Source organism: Sphingomonas sp. Root241 (assembly GCF_001428865.1).
In the GTDB taxonomy this organism is placed as follows: Bacteria; Pseudomonadota; Alphaproteobacteria; order Sphingomonadales; family Sphingomonadaceae; genus Sphingomonas.
The window spans coordinates 155,047-166,608 of the sequence record NZ_LMIV01000003.1 but is presented as its reverse complement, the minus strand read 5'-3'; the positions used below and the strand labels follow the sequence as shown (position 1 = coordinate 166,608).

Here is an 11,562-nt window from a genome sequence, read left to right as displayed (position 1 = left end):
CATTGCAAAGCAGCAACCTGATCCCGTCAATTGGCATTGTTACCAAACACTTGCTCCGGATGAGAACACACTCAATCCGTCATCCCCGCGAAAGCGGGGACCCATCTCCTGAACGAGCGGCAAAATGCACCGGCACGCTCGCGGATGATGTTGGAGATGGGTCCCCGCCTTCGCGGGGATGACGAAAAGGGAGAGAGCTTACATCAAATCAACGATTTGAATGGATCCTCGGCCTGGGATCAGGGAAGCAGCACCGTCGAGCCGGTCGTCTCGCCCGCTTCCAGCGCTGCGTGTGCGGCGGCGACGTCCGCCAGCGCGAAACGCTGACCGATAACGACGCGCACCGCTTTGCTCTCCAGCATCGCGAACAGCCGCCCCGCGCCCGCCGCGCGTTCCTCGGGCGTCACATAATAATCGAACGATGTGGGGCGGCTGACGAACAGCGATCCGTGGCTCGCGAGCGTGCGGAGTTGCACGCCCTCCACTGCGCCGCTGGCATTGCCATAGCTGACGATCAGCCCGCGCCGCCGGGTCGCGGCGAGCGACGCTTCCCAGGTCGCCTTGCCGACGCCGTCGAACACCACTGCGACTCCCGCGCCGCCGGTGATGTCGCGCACCCGCGCGGCGATATCGTCCGATCGCGACAGCAGCACATGATCCGCGCCCGCGCCACGCGCCGCCGCGACCTTCGCTTCGCTGCCGACGGTGCCGATCACCTCGGCACCGATCGCCTTGAGCCATTGAACGAGGATCTGGCCGACTCCCCCCGCCGCGGCGTGGACGAGCACCGGCCAGCCCGGCTGCACCCGCGCGCAACGCTCGATCAGGAACTCGGCTGTGCAGCCCTTGAGCAACGCCGCCGCCGCAGTCTCGTCGTCCACCGTATCGGGCAGCCTGAACAAGGATGACGCCGGCAGGTTGCGCTCGGTCGCATAAGCACCGATCGGCGGCCCGAACGTCGCCACGCGGTCGCCCGGCGCGAACCCGGTGACGCCCTCGCCCACTGCCTCGATCACGCCCGCCGCTTCCTGCCCGAGCCCGCTCGGCAGCGGCACGGGATACAGCCCCGAGCGGAAATAAGTGTCGATGAAATTGAGGCCCACCACAGTGTTGCGCATCCGCACTTCGCCCGGACCCGGCGAGGGGAGTTCGACATCGGCCCAGCCGATCACTTCGGGTCCGCCCGTCGTCTCGATTTTCGCCGCCCGTGCCATATACGCCTCCAACTTCACTGTACCGGCCACGTCCATAGGATGAGCGGCGTACCCACCGCCAGCACCAGCAGCGACAGCGGGGCACCCAGCCGGGCATAATCGCCGAACTTGTACCCGCCCGGCCCCATCACCAGCGTGTTGCACTGGTGACCGATCGGCGTCAGGAAATCGCAGCCCGCGCCCACCGCGGTGGCCATCAGGAACGCCTCCGGCCGATAGCCGAGCCCGGTCGCGAAGGTTGCGGCGATCGGCGCCATCACCAGCACCGTCGCGGCGTTGTTGAGGAACGGGGTCACCGCCATCGCCGCGGCGAGGATCAGCGCCACCGCCCCCCACGGCGGCAGGGTCGACGCGAAATGCGAGAGCCAGTCGCCGATCAGGTCGGTCGTACCGGTCGTGCGCAGCGTGTCGCTCACCGGGATCAGCGCGCCGAGCATCACGAGGATCGGCCATTCGATATGGTCGTATGCCTCGCGAACCGGCAGCGCGCCGCTGACCACCGTCAGTCCCGCCGCCGCGAAGAATGCCACCGCCACCGGCACAATGCCCGTCGCCGTCGCCAGCATCGCCACTGCCAGGATTGCCAACGGCAGCAGCCCCTTGCGTGCGCTGCCCAGCCGCAGCGTCCGCTCCGCGAGCGGCAGGCAACCGAGCTCGCCCAGCCGCTCGAACAGCAGGTCGAGCGGCCCCTGCAGCACGATCACATCGCCCGCGCTCAGTTCGATCTCGCCCAGCCGCGTCGCCAGCCTCTCGCCCTGTCGCGACACTGCGATCAGGTTCACGCCGAAGCGTTCGTGCAATCCCAGCCGGCCGGCCGTCCGCCCGATCAGTGGACTGTCCGTGCCGATCACCGCTTCCAGCACGCCCACGCTGCCCGATCCCTCGGGCTTGTCGCGGTGCTGGCCCTCGAGCTCGAGCCCGTCGGCGGCGATCACGCGCTCGAGGCTGTCGGGCGCGCCGGCGAGGATCAGCACGTCCTCGGGTTTGAGAATGGTGTCCGGAAAGGGCGAGCTGCGCATCCCCGCGCGCAGGATCGCAGTGACGTGCACTTCGTTCTCGTGCCGCTCGCGAAACGCCGATACGGTCTCGTCGATCGCTGGCGACCCGGCGGGGATCCCGGCCTCGGTCACATAGTCCTGGATGTCCATCGCCTCGCCGAGCGTCGGCGCCGCACGGCGGCCGCGCGGCAGCAGCCGATAAGCGAAACGCAGGAAGATCAGCCCGACAAGCGTGAGCCCCAGCCCCACCGGGGCATAGTCGAACATCTCGAACGGCTCGCCGGTCATCTCCTCGCGCACGCGGCTGACGATGATGTTGGGCGAGGTGCCGATCAGCGTGATCAACCCGCCGAGCAGCGACGCGAACGACATCGGCATCAGGAAAACCGCAGGGCTCCTGTCCGAGCGCTTGGCCATCTGGAACGCCACCGGCATCATCATCGCCAGCGCGCCGATATTCTTGACCAGCGCCGAGGCGAATCCCACGCTCGCGCAGAGCAGCAGCAATTGCGAACGGACCCGCCGCACGCGCCGCTGGAGCACCAGCATCGCGCTCTCGATCACTCCCGATCGCTGCACCGCGCCCGACAGCACCAGCGCCGATCCGACGATGATCACGATGTCGTCGGAAAAGCCGCTAAAGGCGTGCTTGGGCTTGACGATCCCCAGCGCCAGAGCCGCCAGCAGCGCCATGATCGCGACGAGATCGTAGCGAAATCGTCCCCAGATGAAGAGCAGCATCATGCCGGCGAGAACGACGACCGACAGAATTTGGGGAAGCGTCATTCGTGGGCCGGGGCATCCTTGGAAGGGACAACCTTAACCCCCGAGCGGCGTTTCGGCTCCGTTCCGGCGCATTGGTAGAGCCCCCTAGTGCACCGTCCCCACCGCGCGCGGGATCGACATCAGCAGCACCAGCCGCTCGATCTGGCGCCAGCGGCAGAAATGGATGTGGTTGCCGAGATCGCGGCTGCGATCGGCGCGTGCCGCCGCTTCGGAGCCGGCATCCTGTCCGAACGAACGGATCAGTTCGTCCGCGTCGGCGACTTCGCGCGCATCTCCGAGATAGGGCAGATATTCCATGGATACTCCGGCTGCACGCGTCCTGAGACTCGATGCGCTCTCCTTTACCCCAGCGATTCTAAAGCTTTCGCGGCTCAGCAAGGTGAAGCGCCGCTAACCATTAAGTCCAACAGTGGCGCCGCGCCGCACGACCCGCTAAGGCCCGCCCATGGCAAATCCTCCCTCCCGCACGCCGATGGCCGGCGGTTTCCTGCTCGCGGTCAGCCTGCTCGCCGGCACCATCATCGGCGCCGGCCGGGGCGAGGCCTCGATCGGCTTCGTCGCGGGGCTCGGCGTCGGGCTGGTGCTGCTGGTTGCCGTGTGGCTGATCGATCGGACGCGGACCCGCTAGGCTAAGCGCCAGCCTCCCGCCATTCCCCCGGCGCGACTCCGTCGAGCGTCCAGTCGCCGATGCTCCAGCGCACCAGCCGCAGGGTCGGATGGCCGATCGCGGCGGTCATCCTGCGCACCTGCCGGTTGCGCCCTTCGCGGATCGTCAGCCTGATCCAGCAATCGGGCACGGTCTTGCGGAACCGCACCGGCGGATCGCGCGGCCAGAGCGCAGGCGGAGCGATGCGCTCGGCCTCGGCGGGGCGAGTCATACCGTCCTTCAGGCGGACGCCCTGCCGCAGCGATGCGAGGGCGGCCTCGGCCACATCGCCTTCGACCTGCACGAGATAGGATTTCGGCAGCTTGAACCTTGGATCGGCGATCCGCGCCTGCAACTTCCCGTCGTCGGTGAGCAGGAGCAGCCCCTCGCTATCGCGATCGAGCCGCCCCGCCGGATAGACTCCCGGCACCTGGATGAAATCCGCCAAAGTCGGCCGGCCCGAACCTTCGTCGGTGAACTGGCACAGCACATCATAGGGCTTGTTGAACAGGATCAGCGTCATCGCCCGTGCAGCCTTGCGAGCGCGATCCCGGCGAGGTTCTGCGAGCGTTTGACGTAGCGCATGCGCGGCGGCGGCCCGGCCGATGCCAGCGCGCGGAACCGCTCGAGATGGGCAAGCGCGGCGCCGCGGCACTTCACTGCGCCATTCGCCTTGGCGACCACATCCGCGGCGTCGCCCAGCAGGACGAAACCCGGCGCGGCGAGCGATTGCGCGATCGCCAGTGCGTGGATCAATGCCAGCCATTCGGCATCCGCGCTGGTGCCCTCGCCAAGGTCGCGCAGGATAGTCGCCCGCCCGCCCGCGACGACCGCGACTTCGATCGCGCCCGGATTGGGCCGGCATCCCCCGTCGAAGAATATCTTCATGCCGGGCGGCTTTAGCGCGCGGCGATCCCCCGCGCCAACCACTCCTCGGCACGGCCCCCCCGGTTGGGGACTCATATTCAAGATCCGTCACCCCCGCGAAAGCGCGGACCCATCTCCCGAGCGAGCGGCAAAATGCACCGGCGCGTTCGTGGAAACCATCGAAGATGGGTCCCCGCCTTCGCGGGGATGACGAAGAGAGAGGTCAGTCCGTCAGTTAAATCAATAGGTTGTATACTCGACCTAGACCAGCGCCCTCCCCAGCCAGGCCACTCGCCCGACGATCTCCACTTCGCTCCCCGCGCAAATCCGCACCGGCCAGGCCGGGTTGTCGCTGATCACTTCGATGCCGCCCACCGCCGCGCGCAGCCGCTTGACCATCAGCACCCCATCGAGGCGGATCACGAAGATCCCGCCTTTCCCCCGCACCTCCCGGCGGTCCCGGTCGACAAGGATCTCGTCGCCGTCGGACAAGGTCGGCTCCATCGAATCGCCCTCGACTCGGATCATCGACGCCGCCGCGGCGCGCACGCCCAATTGCCGCAGCAAGGCCTGTGACAACGCGCCCGGACGCCGCGCCGCCTCGTCCTCGGCCAGCCGGCCCGGACCCGCCGAAGCACCCACATCGAGCCGCGCGATCTCGGTCAGCCCCTCGGCCTCGCGCCCGCCCAGCCGCGCCTCCGGCACCCCGAGGAAGCGCGCGAGCAATGCCCGGTCGCGCTCGGCCAGCTCACGCGGGGATCCGCGGCGGACATATTGCTGCAGATAGGCGGCGTTGCGCCCGATCACGCGCGACAATTCGGCAAAGCTGACGCCCTGCTCCGCCATCAGCGCCTCCAGCGCCGCGCGTTGCGCACCCGGTTCCATGCTCGTTCTCATAGCCGTAGGAATTTTCCTAGACAAGTAGGATTTGAGGAACAAAACAGGATCATAGTTCAGCGACTCGCGTAGGAGAAGGGCCCGATGTCGGTGCATCGCAAAATCGAGAAATTCCTTCGGCGGACCAACATGCCCGCCACCAAGTTCGGCCGGCTGGCGATCGGCGACCCACGGCTGGTGCGCGATCTGCGCAACGGCCGCGAGCTGCGTCCGCTCACCGAAGCGCGGCTGGAAGCGTTCCTCGCCGCGCAGGGAGCCGGACGATGAGCCGCGGCCCCGACGCAGCCACCTTGCTCGAGCGCGCGCTGCTCGCCGCTGCCGAGGCGGCGGGCTGTCCGGTGGCCGTCGTCGCGAGCGACTGGACGCGCTGGGCGAGCGCGACCTTCACCGGCGCGCGGCACAGCCTGACGCTCACCGCCGCGGCGAGCCCCAGGCTCGATTGCTGGCTGGCGGGTCTGAGCGAAGTCGAATTCGCGTTCCGCAATTATCTGCTGGCGGACCTGGTGATCACGCGCATGTCTCGCGAAGGCGATCGAGTGACGGTCGCGCTCGAGGCCCTGACCGTGGAGGAACGTTAAGCCCGGCGGGCCATGTTGCGTAGCGTGACAAGCGCGTCTTCGAGCCCGCGTTCCCGCGCGCGGCGCTCGACGCGGGGCGAAGGCGCCGGCGCAGGGGTCAAGCTCCTGCGGAGCACCCCGCGCTCGAGCCGTTCGAGCAGCGCGTGCACCGAAGCTTCGGTCTCCGGGCGAGTGATCGCGTCCTCGCGCGATACCAGGGATATCGGCCGGGGCTCCGGACGGACCGGAGTTGGCAATTCGAACACTTCGAAGCGCTCCGTCTCGTCGAACACCGGCGGCTTCGAGCTGCGGCTGAGCGGCGGCAGCGCGACCGGCGCGGCGAGCGGCACTTCGGGCATCGCATCGGGATCGAACGCGGCGAGCGGCTGATCGAGGTCGACCGGCAGCGGTTGTTCGACCGGCGCGACGGCCGGCTCGGTGACCGGCGCCGCTATTTCCTCGACCATGTCCATTTCCTCGACATGGATCTTCACGATATCGGCCGGCGTGCGGAACGCGTCGAACGGCCGTCCGAGATCACGGGTAGCGAGCAGCGGCGGACGTGGCGGCGCATCCGGATGCGCGTCGGCGCGGCGAAGCACCGGCGTCAGCACCGCATCGGGGTCGATCTCTTCGCCATCGCCGATCGTCACGGTGCGCGAACCGAGCAGCACGAACAAGGCGAACCAGCTGAATAATGCGGTCGACGCCCCCGCGCCGAACGCCATGATGAAGCGCGCGGTGAAGCCGAGCGGCGGTTCGGCGGCGGCGATGACGGCGGGCAACCCGCTGCCCATCACCAGGCCTTCGAGCGCCGGCATCGGCACGATGAGCGCGCCGAGCGCCACGGCGCCGCCGAGCACGCCGGCGATCATGGGGGCGATCGGCAGGTTCATGCGTTCACCGTAGATGCGCGCGAGTCCTTCATGGGATTCGACTCTGCAAGATTTTGGTAAACAGATTGATACCGGGCGACATTGACAGCCCAGTTACGCTCCTCCTCGACGAACGCGCGCGCCCGTGCCCGCCGCGCCTCCCATTGGTCGCGATCGGCGAAAAGGCGTGACAAGGCGGTCGCGATCGCCGCCGGATCGTCGGGTTTGAACAGCGTTCCGGTGTCGCCGTCGCGGATCAGCTCGCGGTGCCCGCCCACGTCCGATGCCGCCACCAGCCGACGCTGCGCCATCGCCTCGAGCGGCTTGAGCGGCGTCACCAGCTCGGTCAGCCGCATGGCCTTGCGCGGATAAACCAGCGCGTCGATCACGCTGTAATAAAGCTCGACCTCCTGGTGCGGCACGCGGCCGATGAACCGGATTCGCTCCGCCACAGGCGAGGCCGCCGCCTGCGCGCGCAGCGCGGCTTCCATCGGGCCCCCGCCCACCAGGATCAGATGCATCGCTGGCCGCGCCGCGACCAAGGCGGGCATCGCCTCGATCAACACGTCGAGCCCTTCATAATCGTAGAAGCTGCCGATGAACCCGATCGTCTCGGCCCCCGCCACGCCGAGCTGCTCCGCCAGCGCGGGATCATAAGGCAGCGGCTCGCCGAACAGGTTCAGGTCCACGCCATTGGGCGAGACGAGGATCTTGCCCGGATCGACTCCGCGCGCGACGAGGTCGTCCTTCAATCCCTCGCAGATCACCGCCACCGCATCGGCTTTGCGGACCGCGCGTGTCTCGAGCGCGCGGGTGGCGCGATATTTCAGGCTGCCCTCGCGCCCGGTGCCGTTGCCGACCGCGGCATCCTCCCAGAACGCGCGAATCTCATAGACCAAAGGCAGGCCGAGCCGATCGGCGACTCGCTGCGCCGCCATCGCGTCGAGCACCGGCGAATGGGCATGGAGCACGTCCGGCCGCCACGCACACGCCACAGCTTCGATCCGCCGCGCGAACGCCGCGACTTCGCGCAGCTCGCCGATCACCGGCGGCCCCGCGGCGACCGGCGGGGTACGGTGGAACCGGATCCCGTCGACCGTCTCCTCATCGGCATCGAACGCGCCGTGCCGCGGCCCGGTGACCGCCGCCACCTCCCACCCGCGCGCGATCTGCGCCTTCAGGATCGCCCGGGTACGGAAGGTATAGCCGCTCTGGAGCGGCAGCCCGTGATCGAGGATATGGAGAATCCGCATGCGCCCGCTCTGCCACGAGAGCACTTAACGGTGCGTCAACCGGGACTCATGTCCGAGCGAAGACCGAGACCAAAAGCGGACTGGCGGCTTCCGCCCCACAAGCAGACATTTCGAGCCATGGAGAATCTGCCCAGAAGCGGTCACCGCCAGCAAAGGAAGTCGTGACTTCGGGAGGGAGCCTGCCTGCCAGGCTGTTCCTGGAAATCGCGAGCGCTCGCACGCGTCAGAATAGCGTCTTCTGCATGAAGAAGCGCGGATAGTAGGGCCGCCGTCGCGGCGGGGTGGCATTTTCTTCTTCAGACACGGCCCTGCCCTTCAGCGCGTGGCAAATTGGTAGCAGACCGCAATTCTCGCCCTCCTCGCCGAAACCGGATTGATCAGACATTTCCTGTTCGCCATATTGTGGGACGTAGTTACGAAAAATGAAACGCGGAGCCGCGCCACGGCTTACGCGGCACAAAAGGGGAGAGATGAGGATGTCTAAAGCCAGGATCGCATATGCCGCGCTGATTTGCGGAGCTTCTCCGTTGGCATTGTTGCTCGCGACCAACTCGGCGGCCGCACAAAGCGCGCAATCCGATGCGCCCGCCGCCGCGGCTCCGGCGGCAGAACCCGAGACGCAGGAAAATGAGATCGTAGTTACGGGCTTCCGCGCGAGCCTCGGCAGCGCGCTCAACGCCAAGCGCGCAGAGACCTCGGCGATCGACGTGATCAAGGCGGAGGACATTGCCGACTTCCCGGACAATAATCTGGCTGAATCGCTCCAGCGCATACCCGGCGTCTCCATCAATCGCGTCGGAGGGGAAGGCAGGGCGATCACGGTTCGCGGCCTCTCGGGCAGCTTCACGCGCGTACGCATCAACGGAATGGAGGCGCAGGCCATTTCCGGCGCGACCACGTCCGATCGCGGCACCAACACCGGGCGCGGGTTCGACTTCAATGTCTTCGCTTCCGAGCTGTTCAACAATCTTGTCGTCCGCAAGACCGCAGACGCCGAGACGATCGAAGGTTCGCTGGGCGCGACGGTGGATCTGAACGTCGCCCGGCCGTTCGATTACAAGGGCTTCACCTTGGCGCTCGGTGCGCAGGCCGGGTACAATACGCTCGCGAAGAATATCGATCCGAAGTTCAGCGGTCTGATCGCGAACACCTGGGAGACCGGGATCGGTCGGATCGGCGTGCTCGCCTCCGCGGCCTATAGCCGCCGCAACTATTACGAGGACCAGTTCGGCTCGGGCGGCTGGAACCCCGCCACCGTGGACGGCGGCTTCTGTTCTCCCGTCGGCATGACACCGGTTTCACCCGCGCTCAACCCCGGCCAGGGGACGACCGCCAGCGATTGCGCGACGGGCGTGCCGCGCCCCGCGGCAAACGACACCAATTATGGGCTGGTCAATCGGTCCACCGTCTTTCTGCCACGGCTGCCGCGCTACGGGCGCTTCCATCACGACCAGAAGCGCCTCGGAATTACCGGATCAGTGCAATGGGAGCCCGCGCCCGGCATCGAGATCGGCGGGGACCTGCTCTATTCGGATTACAAGGTGTTTCGCGAGGAGAACTGGCTCGAGGGCTTCTCCTTTGCGCGCGCGATTGCTTCGCCGAACTTCGGCAAGCCGCAGACCGCGATCCGCGAGGCTATCCTGCGCGAGGCGGGCGTCAGCCACACCCAGGGCGTGAATCTCGGTCAGACCGTCTACGACATCGATTATGGCGTGTTCGACGGCGTCGACGTGCGTTCGGACACCCAATATGATCGCTTCCGCAGCCGCTTCACGCAATACTCGCTCTACGGCAAGTTCGACGTAACCGACCGGCTGCGGCTGAACCTGCTCGCGGGCAAGGCGAGCACCAATTACGACCAGACCGAGCAGACCACCTTCCTGTTCGGCCGCAACAACACGCGTCAGACCATCGATTTTCGCGAGGACCGCAACCAGCCGACGATCGGCTTCGGCTTCGACGTCACCGATCCGAACCAGTTCACGCTGGCGCCCGGCAGCGCCGAGATCCGCGCCGCGCCGTCGTTCATCGACAATGTCAACAAGATGGTCGAGGGCAGCTTCAAGTGGAGGGCGGCCGAGGGGTTCACGCTGAAGGGCGGCGTGCATTTCGATCGGTTCGACTTCAGCATCCTGCCGTATCAGCGCGCCAACAACTTCCTCGTGCCGACCGTGAGTCCGTCCGACCTCGCCGGCATGACGCATCTGGTCGAGGGCTTCGGCGAGGGCATGCGCGAAGGCGTGTTCCCGAGCTCATGGGTCGCGATCAACTATCAGGATTTCGCCAAGCGCTACGGGCTGGACAATTACACCGGCGATTTCGCCCTCATCCAGAATCTCGGTGGCACGCGCAGGGTGCGCGAGGACGTCGTCTCGGCCTTTGGCCAGGTGGATTTCGACTTGTCCGCCGCGGGCGCGCCGATCCGTGGCAATGTCGGCATGCGCTATGCCCGCACCTCGCTCGATTCGACCGGCTATTCGACATCGCTGGGGCAGTTCGTGACGGTGCAGAACAGCTATGAGGACTGGCTGCCGTCGCTCAACGTGGTCGCCGACCTGACTTCGAAGCTGTTGATCCGCGGTGCCGTGGCGAAGGTGATCACGCGGCCCGAACTCGGCTTCCTGAGCCCCGGCGCCAATGTCGTGATCAGCGGCACACCCAGCGTCAACAGCGGCAACCCGCTGCTCGAGCCGATCCGCGCCACCACCTATGACGCCGCGATCGAATGGTATTTCGCACCCAATTCGCTGCTCTCGGCGGCGTATTTCCGCAAGGACATCCAGTCCTATATCCAGAACCAGGCGCTGCAGATGACCTTCGCCCAGACCGGACTGCCGCTGAGCCTGCTGGCCAATAGCGGCCTCGATCCCAACGTCTCGGTGTTCACGGTGAACCAGGCGCGCAACACGCCGGGCGGGCCGCTCGAAGGCTATGAGATCAACTACCAGCACGCCTTCACCTTCCTGCCGGGCTTCCTCCGCAATCTGGGCGTGCTGGCGAACTACACGCACGTGAAATCGACGATCACCTATTTCCTTGCAGCGAGTTCGAGCAACACGACCGATCGCGATCTCCTCGGCCTCTCGCGCGATGCCTTCAACGGCACGCTCTATTATGAGGACAGCAAGCTGAGCGCGCGCATCTCGGGCTCGTATCGCGGACCGTACATCATCGCGTTGCCGGCGAACAATCCGCTCCAGGACCTCGAGGGCGTCGACAAGTCGCTCATCTTCGATCTGTCGGTGTCGTATCAGCTCACCGACAAGATCAAGCTGAGCTTCGAGGGACTGAACCTGTTCGACCGGCCCTATCGTCAGTATATCGACTCCGATCGCGACAGCACGTTCGTCTACAGTCACACCGGCGCACAATTCTATCTCGGCGCACAGTTCCGGTTCTGAGGCAGCGCGGCGGCTTTTCGCTGAGTAAGACAGAGGCGCCACGGCGGCGGCCAAGAGTCGAGGACGCT

Annotated in this window: 13 protein-coding genes; 4 read left to right on the top strand and 9 right to left on the bottom strand. The window is 66.6% G+C overall.

The genetic code is table 11. The features are described from left to right. Window positions 1-239: 239 nt before the first annotated feature. The 3 genes from ASE13_RS16065 to ASE13_RS16055 all read right to left on the bottom strand — a co-directional run bounded on the left by ASE13_RS16065 (window position 240) and on the right by ASE13_RS16055 (window position 3,295). Window positions 240-1,214, bottom strand: a complete 975-nt coding sequence (locus ASE13_RS16065; protein ID WP_056618990.1) for a quinone oxidoreductase family protein — start codon at window positions 1,212-1,214, stop codon at window positions 240-242. A 14-nt stretch (window positions 1,215-1,228) separates the two neighbouring features. Continuing rightward, on the bottom strand, window positions 1,229-2,998 hold the full coding sequence (locus ASE13_RS16060) for an SLC13 family permease (RefSeq protein WP_056618321.1): 1,770 nt from the start codon (window positions 2,996-2,998) through the stop codon (window positions 1,229-1,231). 84 nt (window positions 2,999-3,082) lie between these two features. Next, window positions 3,083-3,295 carry a hypothetical protein gene (locus tag ASE13_RS16055; protein ID WP_056618319.1) on the bottom strand — a complete coding sequence of 71 codons (213 nt, stop codon included), beginning with the start codon at window positions 3,293-3,295 and terminating at the stop codon, window positions 3,083-3,085. A gap of 148 nt (window positions 3,296-3,443) precedes the next feature. Between ASE13_RS16055 and ASE13_RS19955 the strand changes: the two genes are divergently transcribed. Beyond that, window positions 3,444-3,626, top strand: coding sequence for a hypothetical protein (locus ASE13_RS19955; RefSeq protein ID WP_156404942.1), 183 nt, complete (start codon window positions 3,444-3,446; stop codon window positions 3,624-3,626). Window position 3,627: 1 nt separating this feature from the next. Here ASE13_RS19955 and ASE13_RS16050 read toward each other — a convergent pair whose 3' ends face one another. The 3 genes from ASE13_RS16050 to ASE13_RS16040 all read right to left on the bottom strand — a co-directional run bounded on the left by ASE13_RS16050 (window position 3,628) and on the right by ASE13_RS16040 (window position 5,396). Further along, window positions 3,628-4,167 (bottom strand): rRNA large subunit pseudouridine synthase E, encoded by a 540-nt coding sequence (locus ASE13_RS16050; RefSeq protein ID WP_056618316.1) that lies wholly within the window; start codon window positions 4,165-4,167, stop codon window positions 3,628-3,630. Further along, the gene (locus ASE13_RS16045) at window positions 4,164-4,532 is read right to left on the bottom strand and encodes a reverse transcriptase-like protein (RefSeq protein WP_056618314.1); all 369 of its coding nucleotides are present in this window, start codon (window positions 4,530-4,532) and stop codon (window positions 4,164-4,166) included. Before ASE13_RS16045 ends, ASE13_RS16050 begins: the two co-directional genes overlap by 4 nt. Window positions 4,533-4,772: 240 nt before the next feature. Further along, window positions 4,773-5,396: a helix-turn-helix transcriptional regulator gene (locus ASE13_RS16040; RefSeq protein ID WP_056618312.1), complete on the bottom strand. Its 624-nt coding sequence runs from the start codon at window positions 5,394-5,396 to the stop codon at window positions 4,773-4,775. A gap of 96 nt (window positions 5,397-5,492) precedes the next feature. On the opposite strand from ASE13_RS16040, the gene ASE13_RS16035 reads away from it, so the two are divergent. Continuing rightward, on the top strand, window positions 5,493-5,675 hold the full coding sequence (locus ASE13_RS16035) for a hypothetical protein (protein WP_056618309.1): 183 nt from the start codon (window positions 5,493-5,495) through the stop codon (window positions 5,673-5,675). Beyond that, window positions 5,672-5,986, top strand: coding sequence for a hypothetical protein (locus ASE13_RS16030; RefSeq protein WP_056618305.1), 315 nt, complete (start codon window positions 5,672-5,674; stop codon window positions 5,984-5,986). The genes ASE13_RS16035 and ASE13_RS16030 overlap by 4 nt, the downstream gene beginning before the upstream one ends. Here the strand turns inward: ASE13_RS16030 and ASE13_RS16025 are convergent. The 3 genes from ASE13_RS16025 to ASE13_RS20065 all read right to left on the bottom strand — a co-directional run bounded on the left by ASE13_RS16025 (window position 5,983) and on the right by ASE13_RS20065 (window position 8,643). Then, window positions 5,983-6,861, bottom strand: coding sequence for a hypothetical protein (locus tag ASE13_RS16025; RefSeq protein WP_056618301.1), 879 nt, complete (start codon window positions 6,859-6,861; stop codon window positions 5,983-5,985). The two genes, ASE13_RS16030 and ASE13_RS16025, sit on opposite strands and share 4 nt — an antisense overlap. Next, the gene (locus tag ASE13_RS16020; protein ID WP_056618297.1) at window positions 6,858-8,093 is read right to left on the bottom strand and encodes a TIGR04063 family PEP-CTERM/XrtA system glycosyltransferase; all 1,236 of its coding nucleotides are present in this window, start codon (window positions 8,091-8,093) and stop codon (window positions 6,858-6,860) included. The genes ASE13_RS16025 and ASE13_RS16020 overlap by 4 nt, the downstream gene beginning before the upstream one ends. Window positions 8,094-8,316: 223 nt before the next feature. Further along, window positions 8,317-8,643: a hypothetical protein gene (locus tag ASE13_RS20065; RefSeq protein ID WP_162254707.1), complete on the bottom strand. Its 327-nt coding sequence runs from the start codon at window positions 8,641-8,643 to the stop codon at window positions 8,317-8,319. Here ASE13_RS20065 and ASE13_RS16015 point away from each other — a divergent pair. Further along, entirely contained in the window at window positions 8,621-11,494 is a 2,874-nt protein-coding gene (locus tag ASE13_RS16015) for a TonB-dependent receptor (RefSeq protein ID WP_056618292.1), read from the top strand. The genes ASE13_RS20065 and ASE13_RS16015 overlap by 23 nt on opposite strands. Window positions 11,495-11,562 lie beyond the last annotated feature (68 nt).

Coding starts and splice junctions, on each gene's coding strand:
- ASE13_RS16065 (WP_056618990.1), bottom strand. CDS start 1,214: ATGGCACGGGCGGCGAAAATCGAGACGACGGGCGGACCCGAAGTGATC.
- ASE13_RS16060 (WP_056618321.1), bottom strand. CDS start 2,998: ATGACGCTTCCCCAAATTCTGTCGGTCGTCGTTCTCGCCGGCATGATG.
- ASE13_RS16055 (WP_056618319.1), bottom strand. CDS start 3,295: ATGGAATATCTGCCCTATCTCGGAGATGCGCGCGAAGTCGCCGACGCG.
- ASE13_RS19955 (WP_156404942.1), top strand. CDS start 3,444: ATGGCAAATCCTCCCTCCCGCACGCCGATGGCCGGCGGTTTCCTGCTC.
- ASE13_RS16050 (WP_056618316.1), bottom strand. CDS start 4,167: ATGACGCTGATCCTGTTCAACAAGCCCTATGATGTGCTGTGCCAGTTC.
- ASE13_RS16045 (WP_056618314.1), bottom strand. CDS start 4,532: ATGAAGATATTCTTCGACGGGGGATGCCGGCCCAATCCGGGCGCGATC.
- ASE13_RS16040 (WP_056618312.1), bottom strand. CDS start 5,396: ATGGAACCGGGTGCGCAACGCGCGGCGCTGGAGGCGCTGATGGCGGAG.
- ASE13_RS16035 (WP_056618309.1), top strand. CDS start 5,493: ATGTCGGTGCATCGCAAAATCGAGAAATTCCTTCGGCGGACCAACATG.
- ASE13_RS16030 (WP_056618305.1), top strand. CDS start 5,672: ATGAGCCGCGGCCCCGACGCAGCCACCTTGCTCGAGCGCGCGCTGCTC.
- ASE13_RS16025 (WP_056618301.1), bottom strand. CDS start 6,861: ATGAACCTGCCGATCGCCCCCATGATCGCCGGCGTGCTCGGCGGCGCC.
- ASE13_RS16020 (WP_056618297.1), bottom strand. CDS start 8,093: ATGCGGATTCTCCATATCCTCGATCACGGGCTGCCGCTCCAGAGCGGC.